At 75.8% G+C, this 19554-nt stretch carries 20 protein-coding genes; 10 read left to right on the forward strand and 10 right to left on the reverse strand.

The features are described 5' to 3' along the window. Window position 1: 1 nt before the first annotated feature. Together ACQPX6_RS24350 and ACQPX6_RS24355 are read right to left on the reverse strand one after the other, a co-directional pair. Window positions 2-1597, reverse strand: a complete 1596-nt coding sequence (locus tag ACQPX6_RS24350) for a peptide ABC transporter substrate-binding protein (RefSeq protein WP_433783106.1) — start codon at window positions 1595-1597, stop codon at window positions 2-4. Window positions 1598-1735: 138 nt separating this feature from the next. Beyond that, window positions 1736-3904 (reverse strand): ABC transporter substrate-binding protein, encoded by a 2169-nt coding sequence (locus ACQPX6_RS24355; protein ID WP_433783107.1) that lies wholly within the window; start codon window positions 3902-3904, stop codon window positions 1736-1738. Window positions 3905-4023: 119 nt separating this feature from the next. Here ACQPX6_RS24355 and ACQPX6_RS24360 point away from each other — a divergent pair, with 119 nt between their 5' ends. Further along, window positions 4024-4266, forward strand: a complete 243-nt coding sequence (locus ACQPX6_RS24360) for a hypothetical protein (protein ID WP_433783108.1) — start codon at window positions 4024-4026, stop codon at window positions 4264-4266. On the opposite strand, the gene ACQPX6_RS24365 is transcribed toward ACQPX6_RS24360, so the two are convergent. After that, the gene (locus ACQPX6_RS24365) at window positions 4232-4630 is read right to left on the reverse strand and encodes a (deoxy)nucleoside triphosphate pyrophosphohydrolase (protein WP_433788348.1); all 399 of its coding nucleotides are present in this window, start codon (window positions 4628-4630) and stop codon (window positions 4232-4234) included. The genes ACQPX6_RS24360 and ACQPX6_RS24365 overlap by 35 nt on opposite strands. 60 nt (window positions 4631-4690) lie before the next feature. Here ACQPX6_RS24365 and ACQPX6_RS24370 point away from each other — a divergent pair, with 60 nt between their 5' ends. From ACQPX6_RS24370 to ACQPX6_RS24385, 4 genes are all read left to right on the forward strand, one after another. Further along, the gene (locus tag ACQPX6_RS24370; RefSeq protein ID WP_433783110.1) at window positions 4691-4993 is read left to right on the forward strand and encodes a 4a-hydroxytetrahydrobiopterin dehydratase; all 303 of its coding nucleotides are present in this window, start codon (window positions 4691-4693) and stop codon (window positions 4991-4993) included. Continuing rightward, window positions 4990-6195, forward strand: coding sequence for an MFS transporter (locus ACQPX6_RS24375; RefSeq protein WP_433788349.1), 1206 nt, complete (start codon window positions 4990-4992; stop codon window positions 6193-6195). Before ACQPX6_RS24370 ends, ACQPX6_RS24375 begins: the two co-directional genes overlap by 4 nt. 258 nt (window positions 6196-6453) lie before the next feature. Next, the gene (locus tag ACQPX6_RS24380) at window positions 6454-7779 is read left to right on the forward strand and encodes a DUF222 domain-containing protein (protein WP_433783112.1); all 1326 of its coding nucleotides are present in this window, start codon (window positions 6454-6456) and stop codon (window positions 7777-7779) included. A gap of 200 nt (window positions 7780-7979) precedes the next feature. Next, complete coding sequence (locus ACQPX6_RS24385; protein ID WP_433783113.1) at window positions 7980-8528, forward strand: hypothetical protein; 549 nt, start codon at window positions 7980-7982, stop codon at window positions 8526-8528. A gap of 1 nt (window position 8529) precedes the next feature. Here the strand turns inward: ACQPX6_RS24385 and ACQPX6_RS24390 are convergent, their stop codons facing one another. Beyond that, window positions 8530-9132, reverse strand: a complete 603-nt coding sequence (locus ACQPX6_RS24390) for a hypothetical protein (RefSeq protein WP_433783115.1) — start codon at window positions 9130-9132, stop codon at window positions 8530-8532. Between the two features lie 141 nt (window positions 9133-9273). Continuing rightward, a complete protein-coding gene (locus ACQPX6_RS24395) occupies window positions 9274-9981 on the reverse strand; it encodes a GPP34 family phosphoprotein (RefSeq protein ID WP_433783117.1) in 708 nt (235 codons plus the stop codon). Between the two features lie 219 nt (window positions 9982-10200). On the opposite strand from ACQPX6_RS24395, the gene ACQPX6_RS24400 reads away from it, so the two are divergent. Then, window positions 10201-11244, forward strand: a complete 1044-nt coding sequence (locus ACQPX6_RS24400) for a sigma-70 family RNA polymerase sigma factor (RefSeq protein ID WP_433783118.1) — start codon at window positions 10201-10203, stop codon at window positions 11242-11244. On the opposite strand, the gene ACQPX6_RS24405 is transcribed toward ACQPX6_RS24400, so the two are convergent. Together ACQPX6_RS24405 and ACQPX6_RS24410 are read right to left on the reverse strand one after the other, a co-directional pair. Beyond that, window positions 11228-11452, reverse strand: a complete 225-nt coding sequence (locus ACQPX6_RS24405) for a hypothetical protein (RefSeq protein ID WP_433783120.1) — start codon at window positions 11450-11452, stop codon at window positions 11228-11230. The genes ACQPX6_RS24400 and ACQPX6_RS24405 overlap by 17 nt on opposite strands. A gap of 190 nt (window positions 11453-11642) precedes the next feature. Continuing rightward, a complete protein-coding gene (locus ACQPX6_RS24410; RefSeq protein WP_433783122.1) occupies window positions 11643-12536 on the reverse strand; it encodes an SMP-30/gluconolactonase/LRE family protein in 894 nt (297 codons plus the stop codon). Window positions 12537-12675: 139 nt separating this feature from the next. Here ACQPX6_RS24410 and ACQPX6_RS24415 point away from each other — a divergent pair, with 139 nt between their 5' ends. From ACQPX6_RS24415 to ACQPX6_RS24425, 3 genes are read left to right on the forward strand one after another with little or no spacing between them, the layout of a single operon-like run. After that, on the forward strand, window positions 12676-13365 hold the full coding sequence (locus ACQPX6_RS24415) for a response regulator transcription factor (RefSeq protein WP_433783124.1): 690 nt from the start codon (window positions 12676-12678) through the stop codon (window positions 13363-13365). Then, on the forward strand, window positions 13362-15980 hold the full coding sequence (locus ACQPX6_RS24420; protein ID WP_433783126.1) for a DUF4153 domain-containing protein: 2619 nt from the start codon (window positions 13362-13364) through the stop codon (window positions 15978-15980). The genes ACQPX6_RS24415 and ACQPX6_RS24420 overlap by 4 nt, the downstream gene beginning before the upstream one ends. A 41-nt stretch (window positions 15981-16021) precedes the next feature. Further along, window positions 16022-17041, forward strand: a complete 1020-nt coding sequence (locus ACQPX6_RS24425) for an LLM class flavin-dependent oxidoreductase (protein ID WP_433783127.1) — start codon at window positions 16022-16024, stop codon at window positions 17039-17041. Window positions 17042-17052: 11 nt separating this feature from the next. Here ACQPX6_RS24425 and ACQPX6_RS24430 read toward each other — a convergent pair whose 3' ends face one another. Continuing rightward, window positions 17053-17322: a hypothetical protein gene (locus ACQPX6_RS24430; RefSeq protein WP_433783128.1), complete on the reverse strand. Its 270-nt coding sequence runs from the start codon at window positions 17320-17322 to the stop codon at window positions 17053-17055. A gap of 170 nt (window positions 17323-17492) precedes the next feature. On the opposite strand from ACQPX6_RS24430, the gene ACQPX6_RS24435 reads away from it, so the two are divergent. Continuing rightward, window positions 17493-17954, forward strand: a complete 462-nt coding sequence (locus tag ACQPX6_RS24435) for a BLUF domain-containing protein (RefSeq protein WP_433783130.1) — start codon at window positions 17493-17495, stop codon at window positions 17952-17954. Window positions 17955-17990: 36 nt separating this feature from the next. Here the strand turns inward: ACQPX6_RS24435 and ACQPX6_RS24440 are convergent, their stop codons facing one another. Beyond that, window positions 17991-18431 (reverse strand): cupin, encoded by a 441-nt coding sequence (locus ACQPX6_RS24440; RefSeq protein ID WP_433783131.1) that lies wholly within the window; start codon window positions 18429-18431, stop codon window positions 17991-17993. Between the two features lie 23 nt (window positions 18432-18454). After that, window positions 18455-19528, reverse strand: coding sequence for a redox-regulated ATPase YchF (gene ychF, locus ACQPX6_RS24445; RefSeq protein ID WP_433783133.1), 1074 nt, complete (start codon window positions 19526-19528; stop codon window positions 18455-18457). Between the last annotated feature and the right edge of the window lie 26 nt (window positions 19529-19554).

Below are 19554 nucleotides of genomic sequence, written 5' to 3' on the forward strand. Positions count from 1 at the left end.
GTCAGCCCTGGGGGTTGAGCCGGTAGGTGGAGGTGTCCTGCCGGTTGAGGGGGCTCTGCTCGGCCTGGGCCACGCGCGCCCCGTTGCCGTAGATGATCGGCCGGCTCCACAGCGGGATGCTCGGCATGTCGTTGAGCACGAGACGCTCGGCGGCCGCGTAGCCCTGGTCGGCCGCCGCGACGGTCGGGGCCTGGTCGGCCGCGGCCAGCGCCGCGTCGACGGCGGGGTTGGAGTAGCCGTAGTCGTTCGACGAGGCCCCGGTGCGGTAGAGCTGGGTCAAGAACGTCTCGATGTCCGGGTAGTCGCCCTGCCAGCCGGCCCGGAACAGGCCGGTGAAGCCCTGCGCGTTCGCGAGCCGCCGCTGCTCGGAGAAGGACGGGACCGGGGCGTAGCGCACGTCGATGCCCAGGGTCTGGCGGATGCTGTTGGCCACGGCCTGCATGTACGGGTCGTGTCCGCCGTCGGAGTTGGCGGTCAGCGTCAGCGGTCCCTGGAAGCCGCCGGCCTGGGCCAGGAGCTGCTGGGCGCGCTGCGGGTTGAAGGTGCACAGCTCGCCGCACTGGTTCGGGACGTAGCCCTGGGCCGCCGAGGTCGCGTAGCCGGTGGCCGGCGTGTACACGCCACCGAAGATCTGGTCGACGATCGTGCGCCGGTCGATGGCCATCGAGATCGCCTGGCGCAGCGCCGGGTTGGCGAAGCGCGGGTCGTAGAGGGGGACGCCGAGCGAGTCGGTGACCAGGCCCTCCTTCTGCCGCGCGCCGGCGCCCAGGTCGGTCCGCCACCGGTTGCCCGCCAGCGCCTCGCTGGGGATCGCGCGGACGTGGTCGAGGTTGCCGGAGACCACGTCGTCGTAGGCGGTCGGCAGCTCCGAGTAGACCCGGAACTCCAGGCGCTGGATCTGCGGCTTGTCCTGGCCCGCGTACTGGTCGTTGCGCACCAGGGTCAGGTTCTGGTTCGGCGTGCGGGACGCGAAGCGGAACTCGCCGTTGCCCACCGGCGCGGCCTCGTAGCCCGCACGGTCGGTGAAGAACTTCTGCGGCATCGGGTAGTACGCCGAGTAGCCCAGCGTCACCGGGAAGATCGTGAACGGCGCCTTGAGCGTCACCGTGAACGTCTGGGGGTCGACGACGCGCAGGCCGCGCATCGCCGGCGCGGTCGGCGCCTCGGTGGAGACCTCGTCATAGCCGTCGATCTTCTCCATGAAGGACTGCGCCCCGGCGGCGTTGGGGCCCGCGGCCGTCCAGTTCCAGGAGTCCACGAAGCTCTGCGACGTCACCGGCGTGCCGTCGTGGAACGTCCAGCCCGGCTTGATCCGGATGGTGAACGTCCTGTTGTCCGTCGTCGTGATCGCGTCCGCGACCTCGTTGCGGGGCTGCCCGGTGTCCACGTCGTACTTGACGAGCCCGGAGAACAGCGCGTCGACCGCGTCGCCGCCGTTCTGCTCGGTGGTGTTGCCCGGGATGAGCGGGTTTTCCGGCTCGCCCCACTCGACACCGAGGGTCTGGGCGGTCTGCTCGTCACCGCCCCCGCCACCGCACGCGGAGACGAGCAGCGCCAGGGCCAGGGCGGCGGCCACGGCGGTGGCCCAGCGACGCATCGGCAACGTTCCTCCTCGGTGCGGGACCCCGGGTCGCTCGCGCCGGGCGACGAAGCGGTCACCGCGCGTGACCCGACCGGCGGGAACCTTAGCGTCCGAACCGAAACCGGCGCTCGGGGGAACGTCGGGGCGGGCGGCCTAGTTGATGCCGTCGTCGCCGCGCTGGGTCGCCGGGGGCGGGACCCACCGGTCGGCCCCGGCGAACGGGCTCTCGGTGAGCGGCCCGACGACGACGTCGGTGCGGTCCGCCGGGCCGACCAGCACGGAGGCGGCCTGGAACAGCGGCACGGTGGGCAGCGCCGACCAGAGCGTGGGCTCGGCGAGGGCGAGCGCGGTGTCGGTGGAGACCGCGCCGGACGAGGCGGCGTCGAGCAGCGACTGCAGGGCCGGGTCGCAGAACCCGGTCGCGGTGAGGGCCTCGGATGCCTGCGGCTCGGTGAGCTCCTCGAGGTACTCGGCGTTGTCCTCGGCGGCGTCCTGCGGGTCCTGGACGTCCGCGGGGTCGCCGGGGGCCGGGGCGGCGGTGGACGACGGCGGCGCCCCGGTGGCCGTGGCGGCCGGGGCCTCGCTGGTCGGCGCGGATGTGCTCGTGGGTGCCGCGGGCGTGCTCGGCGCCGCCGAGGTGGCCCCGGGCACCGGCGGCGCCGCGTCGGCGGTCGCGAGGTCGACCGCCGGGTCGACCGCGGTGCGCCCCGACGTGGCGGGCGCCCGGCCCCCGGGGCAGCCGATCAGCGACGCCAGGTCGGTGACGGGGTCCGCCCCGATCGGCAGCGCCACGACCGCCACGTCGGCGACGGTGAGGTCCGACGGCGAGTCGGGGGTCGGCGGGACGGTCGTGGTGGTCGTGCCCGAGGAGCTCGCCGGCGCGCTCGCCGGGGCGGGCGTCGTGGGGCTCGCGGGGCCCGTCGGGCTCGGGGTGGGCGCGGGCGAGGCCGTGGTCGGCGGCGCGGCGGTCGTGGTCGTCGACGCCGGTCCGCGACCGGGCGGGGCGTTGCCGGTGCCGCTGTCGGCGACCACCACCGACGCGATCCCGGCGGCGCGCAGCTGCGTGCCGAGGGTGTCGACGAGACGCCCGAACGGCGCGACCTGCGCGGGCGCGGCCAGCCGCAGGACCAGCGGACGCCCGGCCCGCGCCCACGTGCCGTCCTCGCCGCGGGCGTACCCGGCCTCGGTGAGCAGGCGGGCGGCCTCGTCGAGGTCGCGGCGGGCGGCCGGGGAGTCCGCCGGCAGCGTGGCGCGGTAGCCCGGCGCGGAGGGGGCGCGGGCGAACGCGTCGGCGGGCAGGTCGGCGGCCGGCCCGCCGCCTGTGCCCACTGAGCGCAGCGCCTCCCGGTCGATCGACGCCGCCACGGCCTGGCGGACCCGCAGGTCGGCCAGCGGCCCGTCGTCGCTGCGCAGCGCGAGCTGCACGACGGCGGGCTCGGGCAGGGTGCGCACCGTCAGCTCCGGACCGGCCGCGGCGAGGGCGGCGAGGTCGTCGGCGTCGGCCCGGAACTGGGTGGCCTGCACGTCGCCGCTGCGCACGCGGTCGATCAGCGACGGGGCGTCGGCGGCCTGGAAGATCAGCTCGTCGGGCACGGCGGGGGTGCCCCAGAAGCGGTCGTTGCGGGCGAGCGTGACCTGCCCGCGGATGCGGTCCACCACGCGCACCACGAACGGCCCCGCGGACACCGGGATGCTGTCGGTCAGCCCGCCGCCCCAGGACCCGGGGGCGTCCTTGAGCAGGTGCGCGGGCAGCAGGTGGTCGAAGAGCGTCTGCCACGCCGGGAAGGGCCGGTCGAACACGACGTCGACGGCCTTGCCGCCCGCCCGCGACCGCACGTCGCTGACCGCCCGGTAGCCCGCGGCGCCCACGACGCCCGGCTGGCTGCGCATCTGCTGCCAGAGGTAGACGAAGTCCTCGGCCGCAACCGGGGCGTTGTCCGACCAGCTCGCCGCCGGGGCGATCTCGTAGGACACGGTGAACGGCTCGGTGGAGGTGACGCGGGCCGAGGTGACCACCGTGGTGTCCAGGCGCGGCTCGCCGTCCGGGCCGGGCCGGAACGCCGAGGGCAGCACCAGCGAGGCCATGGCGCGCGAGACGGGCGTGTCGTCGGCGACGCGGTGCGGGTTGAAGCCGACGCCGAGGTCGTCGACACCGAGGCGCAGCTCGGTGGGGTCGGGCTCGAGCTGGGGCGTCGGCGCGGGTGCCGGGACGGGCACCTGACCGACGACGGGTGGGGGTGCGCCGGAGCACGCCGCCACCAGGAGCGCCAGTGCGAGCACGAGGGCGGGGAGGACTCCGACGGCACGCCGGGGAGCGCTCACGCCTCGTCCGGGCCCTTCTTCCTCGGGAGACCGCCTGGAGAAGCCATCGTGACACGGTGTCCGCGACCCCCGACCGATGGGTCTGTTCCGTGGCGGGGAGCAGAGGTTAGCCTCACCTCATGGGCAAGGGCGGGAAGAAGGAGCCCCGGGAGCCGAAGACACCCAAGGTTCCGCTCCACCTCGCCGCCTGGGCGCACGCCGCCCCGCTCACCGGGGCGAAGAAGATCAAGAAGCAGTGCTGCCGGTCGTCGCCGCGCTGCAAGGGCTGCCCGGTGGTGCTGATGCGCGCCGCCCGGCTGGCCGACGCCGGCGTGAGCGGCAAGGACCTCAAGAAGGCGCTGAAGAAGGCCCGGGCGGCCTGAGCAGGGCCGCCACGGCCGGGAGGAACGCCCGGTCGGCGTCGAGCCAGTCCACCGCGTCGAGCTCGTCGGGGCCCACCCACCGCAGCGCGTCGTGCTCCAGCGCCGTGGGCTCGCCGCCGGCGCGGCACGCCCGGATGCGCAGCACCCGCTCCCCCGGCAGCGCCACCTCGGGGCCGACGCGGTCGCCGACGACGACCTCGAGGTCGAGCTCCTCGCGCAGCTCGCGCGCCAGGGCGGTCTGCTCGTCCTCGCCGGGCTCCACGGCGCCGCCCGGCAGCTCCCAGCGTCCTGCGGCCGCCGCGGGCCGCGTCCGCCGCGCCGCCAGCACCCGTCCGTCGCGCACGACGGCCGCCCCCACCACGATGCGCACGCCGCCATTCTCCGGCAGGTGTTCCGCGGGGACGCGCGTGCCAGGATGCGGGCCATGGCCGAACTCCTGGACGAGGACGCGATCAGCGAGGCCCTCGAGCGCCTGCCCGGCTGGCAGCGCGAGGACGGGGCGACGATCGTGCGGTTCGCGAAGCTGCCGAGCTTCCTCGAGGCGATCGCGGCGGTCGACGAGGTGGCCGAGCTCGCCGAGGAGGCCGACCACCACCCGGACATGGACATCCGCTTCAACAGCCTCAAGTTCAAGCTCTCGACGCACTCCGAGGGCGGGCTGACCGCGAAGGACACCGACCTCGCCGGCAAGATCTCCGGCGTCCTCGACCGACGCGGCGCTAGCTGAGCACGCCGCGCCCCGCGGTCCTCTGGTCCGCGCCGTTCGTCGCGGTCCTCGCCGCCACCGTCCTCGCCTTCGGCGGCTACGCCCTGCTGCTGCCCGTCGTCCCGCTGCACGCCACGGCCGGCGGGGCGTCGCCCGGGGCGGCGGGCGCGACCACCGGCGTCTTCATGGCGGCCACGGTCGCCGCGCAGCTCGCCGTGCCCGCCGTGCTGCGCCGGGTGGGGCCGCGCGCCGGGATGGTCGCCGGGGTGCTGGCGCTGGGCGCGCCGGCGGCGGTGCTCGTCGCGACGACGTCGCTGCCGGTGCTCGTGGCGGTGGCGGTCGTGCGGGGCCTGGGCTTCGGCCTGGTGACGGTGACGGGCGCGGCGCTCATCGCCGACCTCGCCCCGCCCGCCCGCCGCGGACGCGCCACCGGCGTCTACGGGCTCGCGGTCGGGCTGCCGCAGCTCGGCCTGCTCAGCGGCGGGGTGTGGGCGTACGAGGCGCTCGGCGGGACGCCGGTGCTGCTCGCCGGGGCCCTGCTCCCCCTGGCCGCGGCGCCGCTGTGCGCGCGCCTGCCCGGCCGCCGCGCGGGCCGGACGAGCGCCCCGGCGGGCGGCCGCGCGCTGCCCGTGTCGGCGGCGCTCGGACCCTGGTCGACGATGGTGGTGTCGGCGGCCGCGGCGGGCGGGGTGATCACCGTGCTGCCGCTGTGGACGCCGGGCCCGTCGACGCCCGGGCTCGCCGGCGGCACGGTCGTCGCCGCGGTCGCGCTCGCGGTCCTCACCGTCGGCCAGCTCGTGGGGCGCAGCGCCGCCGGGGAGCTCGCCGACCGGCGCGGGTCGCCCGGACGCCGGCCCGTGATCACGCTCGTCGGCCTGGCGGTCGTCGGCCTCGGTGCCCTGGCCGTCGCGATCGGCGGGACGAGCGCCGGGTGGGTGGTGCTCGCCGGCGCCGGGCTCGTCGGGCTGGGCTTCGGCGCGGTGCAGAGCGACACCCTGCTCGCCCTGTTCGCCCGCGCCGGCCCCGAGCGCTCGGGCACCGCCAGCACCTGGTGGAACACCGCCTACGACACGGGCACCGGGCTCGGCGCCGCCGCCTTCTCCACGGTGCTGGGCGTGGCCGGCGGGTCGGCGGCGTTCCTCGTGGCCGCCCTCGCGTGCGTCGTGATCGCGCCGCTCGGGGCGCGGCGGGGCTCCGGCGCGGAGGGGCCGCGCAGGTCGTAGGGCTGGGCGGGCGGGGGTGGTCGACGCCACGTACGCTCAAGATCGCGTCGAGACCGCGCTGCACCCTCGATCGTCGCGGCCCGAGCCGGCGCGGCGATCTGAGCGAAGGGCACCTTCGTTCGGATAGGCGGGCGGCGGGCGCCCTTCGGTGACTCAAATGGCTTCGGGCTGGCCTGCTTCAGCGAGCCGTCGAGACTGCCGCTCGCCCGTCCTCGCTGGTCGGCGGGACTGTCGGGGGTCGGGTCTACCTTCGAACACATGAGCGAAGGTGGGGTTGTCGGGCAGGTCGAGCGGGAGGCGCTCGACCGGTTCCGCGACGGCATCGCCGCCCTGCGGGCCGCTCAGTACCGGTTGCTCGAGGACGTCGCGGACCTGCAGCGGCTGGGGGTCGCGCAGCAGACCGGGGACCGGTTCACCGAACGCCTGCTCCAGGACTTGGGGCGGCTCAACCGCCGCGACGCCGACCGGCTGGTCGACGAGACCGCCGACCTCGTCCCCCAGCTGTCGCTGTCGGGTGAGCCGCTGGCGCCGCGGCTGCCCTGCACCGCCACCGTCTACGCCGCCGGCCAGATCGGGCCGGGGCACGTGGCGGTGATCCGGCGGACCATGAGCCGCCTCGACAAGGTCGACGGTCTCGATCCGGCGGTGTGGTCCGAGTCCGAGGCGACGTTGGCCGAGGCCGCGACCCGACTGTCGCCGGATGCGTTGGTGAAGGTCGCGGCCCGGGTGCTGGCCTACGCCGACCCCGACGGCGCCGCGCCGGACCCGCGCGAGGAACGCGACGACGAGCTGTTGATCTCGTCGCGGCGGGACGGGACGCTGCGGATGACCGCCACCTTCCGGGGGACGGTCAACGCGGAGATCGTCCGCGAAGGCTTCGACGCCGCCTCCACCCCCGCCGGGCCGGACGACGACCGGTCATTGGGCAACCGGCAGGCCGGGGCGCTGGTCGAGTTCGTGCTCGGCGCGCAAGGGGCTGGCGGCATCCTCGCCGACGACGACACCAGCGAGCCCCAGCCGGATCCAGAGCCGGCGCTCATCCCGCAGCCCCGCCAGTCCGAGCCGCCCGCGGCCCTACGGCGCCGGCAGCCGCCGCGCGCGATGGGCCGGCCCCTCCTGAACATCACGATGGACCACCGCTGGCTCCAGGCCGCGGTCGGGCACGGCACCCTCGACTCCGGGCACCTCGCCGACGCCGCCACCGTCCGCCGGTGGGCGTGCGACGCCGAGATCATCCCCATGGTTCTCGGGTCGAAGTCCGAACCCCTCGACGTCGGACGCCTCGCGCGTACCGCCACCGACGCCATCCGCCGCGCGCTGAACCTCCGAGACGGCGGCTGCGCCTTCCCCGGCTGCACCCGACCACCCCGCCGATGCCACGCCCACCACATCTGTCACTGGCTCGACGGCGGCGACACCGAGCTGCACAACATGGTGCTGCTCTGCCAGCACCACCACCTCGTCATCCACCACGACCACTGGCAGCTGGAGATGATCGACGGCCTGCCGTGGTTCACACCACCACCCTGGATCGACCCCGAACAGAGACCACGACCCGGCGGACGACCACGCGTTCCCACCTAGAGCGCGCCGCCACCCACCTCTGTCGCCGTCATCCCCCGGACGGGTGTCGCCGGCCGCGATGTGTCGTGTCCGGACACCCTCCCGGGTGATCCCGGTGTGCGTTCGGGCGAGACCGCGTCCTGCCTGGTCACGGGCTCGGGGTCGGGGGCGATGAGCGCGTGCCGGCCCGGGGCGGGTCGGAGGCCGCGAGGGAGGCGGGCGTGCTCAAGAAGGTCCTGCTCTCGGCGCTGTTCGGCGCGATGGTGATGATGGGGTCCGCCCAGGCGGGCTACCTCACGCCGTCCACGCTGCCGACGCCGTCGGGGCAGGCGCCTCCCGCGCCCGCGCTGTCCGGCGCCGTCACCCCCGTCGTCCCCGTGCCCGGCGTCCCAGTGGCGGGCCCCGCACCCGGGGCGGCGCCCGCCGTCGGACCGGTCGGCGCGGGCGGGCCGGGCGGGGTGGGTCCGGCCGGTGCCGCCGGGGGGCCGGCCGCGACCGGCGACGCGCCCCGCGACGACGCGCCCGCCACCGAGGGCGACAGCGATCGCGCGGCGGCGGACGCGGACCGCTCGGGCGGCTCCGGAAGCTCCGGCGACTCCGGCGGCTCCTCGGGCGGGTCCGGCGGCTCGTCCGGCGGGTCGTCGGGCGGCTCCTCGGGCGGCGGCTCGTCCGGGGGTGGCTCGTCGGACGCGGGCTCCGGCGGCGGCGTCCGCGTGGGCGTCTGCCTGGAGTGGCTGCTCGGGAAATGCGTGCGTCTCGGGGTCGGCTGACTCAAACGACCGCGACGGGCACCCGCACCGCCACCGGCCGGTGCTCCGCGGCGCGCACCGCGGCGATGGTGTCGTCGAGCAGCGCCACGAGCATCCGGTCGCGGGCCTCGGTGTCGAGGTCGGCCACGCGGGCCGCGACCAGCAGGTGCGCGCACGCGTGGTTGACCGGGCCGACGTGCAGCAGCGTCGCCATGCGGCCGCCGCGCCCGTCCTCACCGCGCCCGGGACGCCGCGGCCCGGATTCCGCACGGCGCGCGAGGCGGCGCTGCAGGCGCGGGAAGAAGCGGTTGCCCGGGTCGACGGCGAGGCCGGCGCGCGCGATGGTCTCGAGCACGATCGGCCGCACCTCGACGTCCGCGCCCCGGCCGAGCCCGATCAGCGTCACCGCGCGGGTGGCCAGCTGCTGGCGGGCCGCGGAGGAGACCGCGTCGTTGACCTGCCACGCGACGGCGGCGAGAGCGGGATGCGTGCAGCGGGGACGGTCGGTGAACCGTTCGCCGGCCAGCACCGAGACGTACTCCATGAGGCAGCTGCCGGCCTCCGCGTCGCGGTGGGCACCGGCGTCGAGGACGGGCAGGCCGTCCGGAGGGCGTGTGGACGTCATGGGAAGCTCCCTTCCCCGGCCCCGGGCCCTCGCGCCCGGTCGGAGGCTCCACCGTAGACCGATTCCGGCGTCACGGCAGGGGGTCCGGTCGAGCGAATCGCCGCCCGATCCGGAGCAGGAGCTGATCGCCCGCGGCGACCGTCAGTGTTCGGAACCGATGACCGTGGTCGCCGTGAGGGCCGCGAGCACGGCCCCGACCGTCGGCGACACCAGCCGGCGGATGTCCTGCGAGACGCCGAGCGGGACGTGCCGGCCGTCGGAGATCGCCCGCGCGCGGCGGGCGGCGCGCGTCGGGTCGGCCGGGCTCAGCGCGCGCACGCGACGCCCGTGGTGGAGCAGGACGATGAGCATGGCGACGGCCTCGTCGGGCTCCTCGCCGTCGAGCGCGGCACGCACGGCGGCCCGGTCGTGGTGCAGGGCGTCGACCTCGTGCACGCGCAGCGCGGACCCGAACACCGGCATCGCGAGGTAGCCGAACACCCGGCGCGGCTCGCGGGCCGCCAGCCCGCGCTCGACCAGGCGGTCCATCGTCCGGCGGATCATCTGGGCGCCGCGGTTACCCGTGACGGCGTGCTGCAGGTCGACCTTGGCGCCGCCGTGGACGAGGAGGCTGTCGGCGACCCAGGACAGCAGCGGGTCGTCGATCGCCACGGGCCCGCGGCGGTAGACGGCCCCGGCGTCGAGCAGGGACGCGTCGAGCAGCAGCTCCACCATCGCGGCGGCCACGAGCAGCCCCGCGGGCTCGGTGAGGGTGGACAGCGGGCGGCCGTCGTCGTCACCGAGGACCCACGCCACCCGCTCGGGCAGCGTCAGGTCCGCGGTCCGGGACGACCACCGCTCCGAGCGCACGGAGACAGCGTAGGCAGCTCGTCCCCCACGAGAGCGAGCAGTCCTCGGACGGCAGCACACGGCGTCGAACGGTGCGTCCGCACGGGCCAAGGATCTCGGCCGACCGGCCTGACCGCCCGTCGCAGGCGGTCACGCCCCGGCCGAACGCCCGGCGTGTGCTCGGCCGGGCGGCCGCACGGAGCAGTCCCGTCGTCGGTGCCACCGGGCACACTCCCGGCCATGGGTGAGCCCGTGACCACCACGCCCGCCGACGACCTCTCCCGCGCCCGGGCCGGCGACGACGCAGCGTTCGAGCGGCTCGTCGCGCCGCTGCGCCGCGAGCTGCACGCGCACTGCTACCGCATGCTCGGCTCCGTCCACGACGCCGACGACGCGCTGCAGGACGCGCTGCTGCGGGGGTGGCGGGCGATCGGCCGGTTCGAGGACCGCGGGGACCAGGGCTCGCTGCGCTCGTGGCTCTACACGGTGGCCACCAACACGAGCCTCGACGCGATCGGCCGGCGCGGACGCCGCGCGCTGCCCATGGACCTCGGGCCGTCGAGCGACGGTTCGGGCGACGACCCGCCGCGCACCGAGGTGGCCTGGCTGGGGCCCTATCCCGACGACCCAGACGCCACCGTCGCCGAGCGCGAGTCGGTGGAGCTCGCGTTCGTCGCCGCGCTGCAGCACCTCCCGGGCAACCAGCGGGCGGCGCTGCTGCTCATGGAGGTCCTCGCGTTCTCGGCCGCCGAGGTCGCGTCGATGATGGCCACCACCACGGCGTCGGTGAACAGCGCCGTCCAGCGGGCCCGCGCCACGATCGCCGCCAAGGTCACCGCGCCGAGCCAGCAGCGCACGCTGCGGGCGCTCCCCGACGCCGAGCTCGCCGCCACCGTCGGGCGCTACGCCAGCGCGCTCGAGGCGGGCGACGCCGACGCGCTGGTCGCCCTGCTCACCGCGGACGTCACGTGGGCGATGCCGCCGAACGCCGCCTGGTTCCGCGGCACCGACGCGGTCACGACGTTCCTGCGCGCCGGGCCGATGACCGTGCCGTGGCGCCATCTCGCGGCGCGCGCCAACGGCCAGCTCGCCGTCGCCTGCTATCCGTGGGACGCCGAGCGGGGGGTCTGGCGCGCGGCCGTGCTCGACGTGCTCGCGCTGTCTCTCGACGGGCGGATCGCCGAGGTCACCGCGTTCATCGGCCCCGAGCACGTGACCATGGCCGGCCTGCCCGCCACGCTGCCCGCGGACACCCCGCCCGGCACGCTCACAGCTCCCGGATGACGTCCTCGGTGCGCTGCTCGGCGGCGGCGAGGAACGCCGCCATGCCCTCGAGCAGCGCGTCGTCGGCCCCGGCGAGCTCGGCCGCGAGGCGGGCGTCGAGCGGGTCGTCGAGCGCCCCCACCCGCGCCAGCGAGGCGGGCTCGGGCTCGACGAGCACCCGCCGGCGGTCGTCGGGGTCGGCGACGCGGTGCGCGTGGCCCGCCGCCACCAGGCGCTCGAGGGCCCGCCGACCGACACCGTCGCCCTCGTCGACGACGTCCTGCGCCGCGACCCGCCCGCCCCGTTGACGCTGTGGCGCTTCGCCGCCGAGGAGGTCGAGCTCGCCGGCGTGGTCCTCGCGCCCGGCACCCCCGTGCTCGTCGACCTCGCGGGCGCCGCCGACTTCGCCCGGCGACGGGTCAGGGCCGCCCGGCGTGCGGGACGTCGACGCGGGCCGCCAGCAGCACCGCCTCGCGCGCGGCCCGGCGCTCGTGCTCGGCGAACGACGGCGCCGCGCAGGCGTAGAGCGTGCACCCGTCCTCGCCGCCGAGCATGCAGGCGAAGACCCCGATGCCGCCGGTGGGGAGCTCCTCGAGCACCTCGCCGTCCCCGCCCACGCGCAGCAGGCGGGCGCCGATCGCGTCGGCGACCCAGATCGCGCCCTCGGCGTCGCCGGCGATCCCGTCGGGCGCGACGGCCAGCCCGCCCAGGGCCTCGCCGACGTCGGTCGAGGCCGGTGGCGGCCCGAACCGCGCCCACTCCCGGCGGTGCGCGACCCCGCCGTCGGCGGCGACGTCGAACGCGGTCAGCCGCGCCCCGAACGTCTCGGCGACCACGAGCACCCCGTCGCGCAGCACCATCCCGTTGGGGAACAGGAGGTCCTCGGCCACCGTCCGCGCGGTGCCGTCGGGGGCGACGTGGGTCAGTCCCGTCGACGCCAGCGGGGCGCCGCCCATGAGGTCGAAGCCGAAGTCGCCGACGAACGCGCCGCTGTGCTCGTCGACGACCATGTCGTTGAGGTGCGCCCCGACCAGCCCCGACAGGTCGGCGTGCTCCACCAGCTCGCCGTCGCCCTCGCGGCGCAGGATGCGGCGGTCGCGCATCGAGACGATCAGCGCACGCCCGTCGGGCAGGAACCCCAGGCCGGAGGGCTGGCCGGGGACCTCGGCCATCACCTCGTGGTGCCCGCGGTCGTCGATCGCGACGACCTTCTGGGTGTAGAAGTCCGAGAGCCACAGCCGGCCCTCGTGCCACCGCGGGCACTCCAGGAACGACCAGCCGTCCGACACCACGTCCAGGTCCCGCTCGCCCACGCCGCTCCTCCTCGAGCCCACGATCGTCCGCGCACGGTCGACCGGGCGGCTCGCCGGTGTCAAGCACCGGGAGACCTGCACAGGATCTGCACACGACGACCCCCGGACCCGACCAGCGGCGCTCCTAGTCTCGCCGACCATGGGCACCAACCGCCGCGTCCTCGTGGTCGAGGACGAACCGGTGATCAACGGCGCGGTCACCGACCGGCTCGCCGCCGCGGGCTACGACGTGGTCCGCGCCTTCGACGGGCCCGGCGCCGTCGAGCAGTTCCGCGCGAGCGACCCCGACGTCGTCGTCCTCGACGTCATGCTCCCCGGGCTCGACGGGCACGAGGTGTGCCGGCGCATCCAGGCCGTGCGCCCGGTGCCGGTCCTCATGCTCACCGCGGCCGACGACGAGACCGACGTGCTCGTCGGGCTGGCCGTCGGCGCCGACGACTACCTGACCAAGCCGTTCCGGATGCGCGAGCTCGTCGCCCGCGTCGCCGCCCTGCTGCGGCGGGTCGAGCGGGCGGCGGAGCTCACCGGGACCGCCCCGACCGACCTCGGCGACCTGCGCGTCGACCCCGGCGCGCGCCGCGTGTGGACCGGGGACGACGAGGTGCACCTGACCCCCACCGAGTTCGACCTCCTGCTCTGCCTGGCGGCCAACCCCGGGGTGGTCCTGACGCGCGAGCGCCTGCTGTCCGAGGTGTGGGACTGGCCCGGCGCGTCGGGCACCCGCACCGTCGACAGCCACGTCAAGGCCCTGCGCGCCAAGATCGGCGCCGAGCGCGTGCGCACCGTGCACGGCGTGGGCTACGCGCTGGAGACCGGGAGCACCCGGTGAGCGACACCGCCGGCCTGCGGGCCCTCGACCCCGTCCGCTCGGTCAAGGTCAAGCTCGGCCTGCTCGTCGCCGCGAGCGTCGTCCTCGCCGCGGTCATCGCGACGATCGGTGCCGCGGGCGGGGTGCCGGTGGCCCTGTCGATCCCCGTCACGGTCGCCCTCGCGCTCGGGGTCACCCAGCTCCTCGCCGTCGGCATGACCTCGCCGCTGCGCGAGATGACCGCCGCCGCCCGGCGCATGGCCACCGGTGACCACGCCGTCCGGGTCACCGCCACCTCGCGCGACGAGGTCGGCGAGCTGGCCCGCGCGTTCAACTCGATGGCCGAGGAGCTCGCCGGCGTCGACCGCCAGCGCCGCGAGCTGGTCGCCAACGTCAGCCACGAGCTGCGCACGCCCCTGGCGGCGCTGTGCGCGGTGCTGGAGAACCTCGCCGACGGCGTCGCCGAGCCCGACCCGGCGACCCTGCGCGTCGCGCTGGCGCAGGGCGAGCGGATGTCGGGGCTGGTCGGCGACCTGCTCGACCTGTCCCGGGTCGACGCCGGCCACGCGCCGCTGGCCCGCGAGAGCGTCGCCGTCCGGGCGCTGCTCGAGGCCGCGGTGGAGGAGGCGCGGGTCGGGGGACGCGCGCCGGCGATCACCCACGTCGTCGACGTCGAGCCCGACGACCTCGCCGTCGAGGGCGACCCCGCGCGCCTGCACCAGCTCGTCGCGAACCTCCTCGACAACGCCGCCCGCCACGGCCCGTCCGACGGCACCGTCACGGTGCGGGCGCGGGGCTGTTCCGAGAGCGGCGACGGGACGTGGCGCCTGGAGGTCCTCGACGAGGGCCCCGGCGTCGCTCCCGAGCACCGCGAGCGCGCGTTCGAACGCTTCGGGACGCTGCGCGACGTCGCCGCCGGCGGGGCCGGAGGTGGTGGTGGGACCGGGCTCGGCCTGGCCATCGCGCGCTGGGTCACCGACCTGCACGGCGGGACGATCGCCTTCGCCGACCCCGCTCCCGGGACGCACGGCGTGCGCGTCGTCGCCGACCTCCCGACCGTGCCCACCCGTCCCCGGCCGGAGGAGAGCGCCGTGCCCGACATCCCCGACGGCCCGGAGCCCGCGCGCGGCGGGACGACCACGCTCGCACCGCCCGAGCCCACCCCGGCCGAGCCCGCCTCGCTCACGGACGCCCTGTTCGGCGACGCCTGGCCCGACCGCGGCGTCCCCGGCGACGTCCGGGTGCTGGGCGGCGCGCTCGGGGTCGGCGTGCTCGCCGGCGCGATCCTGCCGTTCCGCGACCCGGGGCTCGCGACGTTCCTCGTCCTGCTCGCCGCGGGCGGGGTGCTGTTGGCCGCCAGTCGCCACCGCCGCGACCCGTTCACCCTGACGTGCGCCGGCCTCTGCCTCGCGCTGTCCTCGGTCGTCGTCCTGCGCGACGCCGAGTGGATCGTCGCGCTCTGCCTGCTCGCCGCCGCCGGGCTCGGCATGGTGGGGCTGGTCCGCGGCCGGCGCGTCCCGTCGTTCCTCGCCGCCGCCGCGGCGTGGCCGCTCGCCGCCCTGCGCGGCCTGCCCTGGCTGGGGCGCACCGTGCGGGCCCTGACCGGGCTCGGCAACGGGGCGGCGCTGCTGCGCACCGCCGTCTGGTCGGTCCTGGGCATCACGGTGTTCGCGCTGCTCTTCGCCTCCGCCGACGCGCTGTTCGCGGAGTGGGTGGACGCGGTGGTCCCCGACCTCGGCTCGCAGGACGTCGCCGTGCGCGTGTTCGTCGCCGTCGCCATCGCCGGTCTGGTGCTCTGCGGCGCGTACCTGGCGCTCAACCCGCCGCAGGTCGGCCAGGTGCAGCGCCCGGCACGGCCCGTCGCCCACCGCTTCGAGTGGGTCGCGCCGGTGCTGGTGGTCGACGCGGTCTTCGTCCTGTTCCTCGCGGCGCAGGCGACGGCGTTCTTCGGCGGCCGCGAGCACCTCGAGCGCACCACCGGCCTGACCTACGCCCAGTACGTGCACCAGGGCTTCGGCCAGCTCACCGTGGCCACGCTGCTGACGCTGCTCGTCGTCTGGGCGGCGTCGCGCAAGGCGCCGCGGGCGACGCCGGCCGACCGCGCCTGGCTGCGCGTCGCGCTCGGGGTGCTGTGCGCCGCGACGCTGGTGGTCGTCGCCTCGGCGCTCTCCCGGATGCACCTCTACGAGCAGGCCTACGGGCTGACGACCGCGCGCCTGCTCGCTGCGGTGTTCGAGGGCTGGCTCGGGGTGCTCGTGCTGGCCGTGGTCGCCGCCGCGGGCGCGCTGCGGGCGCGCTGGCTGCCGCGGTTCGGGCTGGTCAGCGGCGTGGTGCTGCTGCTGGCGCTGGCCGTCGCCAACCCCGACGCCTGGGTCGCCCGGCAGAACCTCGACCGGTACGCGGTGACGGGCACCGTCGACTGGGGCTACCTGCGCGACCTGTCCGACGACGCGGTGCCCGCCCTCGAGGGCCTCCCCCGCCCGCTCGCGGAGTGCGCGCTGCGCCTGGACGAGCGCGAGGTCGACGACGCGCTGGCGTGGAACCTCGGACGGAGCCACGCGGACGCGTACGTCGCCGCCCAGGGCGGCGCGTGGCGGACCCGGACGGACTGCCCGGGGCAGACGGCCGTGCGCTGAGGTGGCGGAATGTCCGGCCCACCTACGCCGTTGGTTGAAACGTGAAGAACATCGGGTTCCTGTCGTTCGGGCACTGGTCGGCGTCGCCGCATTCGCAGGTGCGGTCGGCCGGGGACTCCCTGCTGCAGTCGATCGAGCTCGCGGTGGCCGCCGAGGAGCTGGGCGCCGACGGCGCCTACTTCCGGGTGCACCACTTCGCCCAGCAGCTCGCCTCGCCGTTCCCGCTGCTCGCGGCGGCCGCGGCGCGGACGAGCCGGATCGAGCTGGGCACCGGCGTGATCGACATGCGCTACGAGAACCCGCTCTACATGGCCGAGGACGCCGGCGCCGCGGACCTGATCTCCGGCGGGCGCCTGCAGCTGGGCATCAGCCGGGGCTCCCCCGAGCAGGTCGTCGACGGCTTCCGCTACTTCGGGTACGTCCCGCAGGAGGGCTCCGACGACGCCGAGATGGCGCGGAACCACACGGCGCTGTTCCTCGACGTGCTGCGCGGCGAGGGGTTCGCCGAGCCCAACCCGCGCCCGATGTTCGCCAACCCGCCCGGCCTGCTGCGCCTCGAGCCGCACGCCCCCGGCCTGCGCGACCGCATCTGGTGGGGTGCCGGCAGCCGCGCGACCGCGGAGTGGACCGGCACCCAGGGCATGAACCTCATGAGCTCGACGCTGCTCACCGAGGACACGGGCGTGCCGTTCCACCGGCTGCAGGCCGAGCAGATCCAGCGCTTCCGCGACGCGTGGACGGCCGCGGGGCACGAGCGCGAGCCGCGCGTGTCGGTCAGCCGCAGCATCTTCCCGATCGTCTCGGACCTCGACCGCCAGCTGTTCTGGCGCGAGCGGCACTCGACCGACCAGGTCGGCCACCTCGACGGCGGCGACGCCCGCTTCGGGAAGACCTACGCGGGCGAGCCCGACAAGCTCATCGCCGAGCTGGCCGAGGACGAGGCCATCGCCGCCGCGGACACGCTGCTGCTCACCGTGCCCAACCAGCTGGGCGTGGACTACAACGCCCACGTCGTGGAGAGCGTGCTCACCCACCTCGCCCCGGAGCTCGGCTGGCGCTGACGCCCGGCCCCCTACGGGCCGTACGGCCCGACCTCGCCCGCCTGCACCCCGATCACGTGGCACGGGCGGTTCATCGCCTGCAGCGCGCGCTGCAGGACCCGCCCCACCTCCTCGACGGCCGCGCGGGCGTCGTCGGCCGTCGTGCTCCCGGTGACCTCGAGGACGCCGGACGGGACCGTCGGGACCCCGCCGACCTCCACGAGACGCTCAAGGAGGTCGGCGAGCCCGTCCTCGTCGAGGCGCGTCAGGTCGGTCATCAGGTGGACCCGGTACTTCGTCATGCCGCGGGAGTCTGCCCCGCGGCGGGCGCCGCGCCGGAGCCCGGCACTCCGCGACCTCGCCCCGGTTCGACATGTGATCACCGTCGTTCCCGGCGAGCGTCGGGTGTGACGCGCGCCACGACCGGTCCAGCAGCGGGCCGGCAGGATCGTGCGGACGAGGAGTCCACGTCATGGCCGACGACAGCAGCGCCGGGGGTGGACCGGTGTTCCGCCTGGTCTACCGCAGCCGACTGGACATCCCCGCGGACGACGTGGAGGCCGAGGTCGCGACGATCCTGGCCGCGGCCCGCCGGAAGAACCCGCAGCTCGGGATCACCGGCGCCCTCGTCGTCTGGGAGGACGGCGTGGTGCAGACCCTCGAGGGCGAGGAGGGCGTCGTCCGCGGCGTCTACGACACGATCAGCCGCGACCCCCGCCACGAGCAGGTCGAGCTCGTCGAGACGACCCCGGGCGTCGAGCGCGCGTTCACGCGGTGGTCGATAGCGCACATCTCCGACGGCGCGGACGCCGACCTCCCGCTCTCGAAGCAGTGGGAGGGCGGCATCGACGTCAGCAGGCCGCGCCTGACCACGCCCGAGGAGGACGCGGTCGTCAGCGCGATGCGCGACCGGGTGCGGGGTGCCCCGGCCTGAGCGGGGTCACCGGCGCTGCGGCGGGCCCGCGGGTGGTCACTCCTCGTCGAGGGCGGTCGCGACGTCCTCCGACGTCACGGCGCGACCGACCCCCACGACCGGGAGGCCCGACCGCTCGTGGATCCCGACCGCCGCGGCCGCGGCGCAGACCGCGATGAACACCAGGCCGTCGGGCCCGGCCCGGAGGTACCGCGACGACTCGACCGTCACCGCGACGAACTGCCCCGGGCCGACCGCGACCTCCTCGCCGTCGACGACCACCCAGCCGCTGCCGCGCAGGACGGCGTACGCGTCCTCGGCGAGGTCGTCGCGGTGGTCGTGGGGAACGGTCTCCTCCCCGGCGGGCAGCTCGATCTGGTAGAGCCCGAAGGCCGTGAGGCCGAGGGCCTCGCCGACCCGCTTCTCGAACGGGCTCGCCGCGGGGTGGGGGCCCCGCCCCACGTCGAGGGCGGAGTGGTCGACGATCCGGTAGGTCACCCGGGGAACCTAGGCCAGGCGCGCTAGACGTTGAACCTGAACTCCACGACGTCGCCGTCGTGCATGACGTAGTCCTTGCCCTCCATGCGGACCTTCCCCGCGGTCTTCGCGGCCGCCATCGAGCCCGCGGCGACGAGGTCGTCGTAGGAGACGATCTCGGCCTTGATGAAGCCCTTCTGGAAGTCCGTGTGGATCACGCCGGCGGCCTCGGGGGCGGTGGCGCCCGCGCGGATCGTCCAGGCGCGCGACTCCTTGGGGCCCGCGGTCAGGTAGGTCTGCAGGCCGAGGGTGCGGAAGCCGGCGCGGGCCAGCGCGTCGAGGCCCGGCTCGGGCTGGCCGATCGACTCCAGCAGCTCCTGCGCGGACTCGGCGTCGAGCTCGAGGAGCTCCTGCTCGACCTTGGCGTCGAGGAACACGGCGTCGGCCGGCGCCACGAGCTCGGCGAGCTCCTTGCGCCGCGCGTCGTCGGTGAGCACCGGCTCGTCGGCGTTGAAGACGTAGAGGAACGGCTTGACGGTCATGAGGTTCAGCTCGCGCAGCCGCGGCGAGTCGAGGCCCGCGGAGAACAGCGTCCGCCCCTCGTTCAGCACCGACTGCGCGTGCGTGACCTCGTCGACCGCGGCCTTGGCCTCCTTGCGGACGCGCGCCTCCTTCTCGAGGCGCACCAGGGCCTTCTCGAGGGTCTGGAGGTCGGCGAGGACGAGCTCGGTCGCGACGGTCTCGATGTCGGCGGCCGGATCGACGCGGCCGTCGACGTGCACGACGTCGTCGTCGGCGAAGACGCGCACGACCTGGCAGATGGCGTCGGCCTCGCGGATGTTGGCGAGGAACTTGTTGCCCAGCCCGGCACCCTCGCTCGCCCCCGCGACGATGCCGGCGATGTCGACGAACGACACGGTGGCCGGGACGATCTTGTCGGAGTGGAACATCTCCGCGAGCCGGTCGAGCCGGGCGTCGCGCAGGGGGACCACGCCGACGTTGGGCTCGATGGTGGCGAACGGGTAGTTCGCGGCGAGCACGTCGTTGCGGGTCAGGGCGTTGAACATGGTCGACTTGCCGACGTTGGGCAGTCCGACGATGCCGAGGGTCAAGCTCACGGGGGTCCAGTGTGCCAGCGAGGGAT

Source organism: Actinomycetospora sp. CA-101289 (assembly GCF_050955895.1).
Lineage (GTDB): Bacteria > Actinomycetota > Actinomycetes > Mycobacteriales > Pseudonocardiaceae > Actinomycetospora.

What these genes read in the sequence shown, in the direction of transcription:
- ACQPX6_RS24350 (WP_433783106.1), bottom strand. Translation starts at nt 1,597, where the DNA reads ATGCGTCGCTGGGCCACCGCCGTGGCCGCCGCCCTGGCCCTGGCGCTG.
- ACQPX6_RS24360 (WP_433783108.1), top strand. Translation starts at nt 4,024, where the DNA reads ATGGGCAAGGGCGGGAAGAAGGAGCCCCGGGAGCCGAAGACACCCAAG.
- ACQPX6_RS24370 (WP_433783110.1), top strand. Translation starts at nt 4,691, where the DNA reads ATGGCCGAACTCCTGGACGAGGACGCGATCAGCGAGGCCCTCGAGCGC.
- ACQPX6_RS24380 (WP_433783112.1), top strand. Translation starts at nt 6,454, where the DNA reads ATGAGCGAAGGTGGGGTTGTCGGGCAGGTCGAGCGGGAGGCGCTCGAC.
- ACQPX6_RS24390 (WP_433783115.1), bottom strand. Translation starts at nt 9,132, where the DNA reads ATGACGTCCACACGCCCTCCGGACGGCCTGCCCGTCCTCGACGCCGGT.
- ACQPX6_RS24400 (WP_433783118.1), top strand. Translation starts at nt 10,201, where the DNA reads ATGGGTGAGCCCGTGACCACCACGCCCGCCGACGACCTCTCCCGCGCC.
- ACQPX6_RS24415 (WP_433783124.1), top strand. Translation starts at nt 12,676, where the DNA reads ATGGGCACCAACCGCCGCGTCCTCGTGGTCGAGGACGAACCGGTGATC.
- ACQPX6_RS24430 (WP_433783128.1), bottom strand. Translation starts at nt 17,322, where the DNA reads ATGACGAAGTACCGGGTCCACCTGATGACCGACCTGACGCGCCTCGAC.
- ACQPX6_RS24435 (WP_433783130.1), top strand. Translation starts at nt 17,493, where the DNA reads ATGGCCGACGACAGCAGCGCCGGGGGTGGACCGGTGTTCCGCCTGGTC.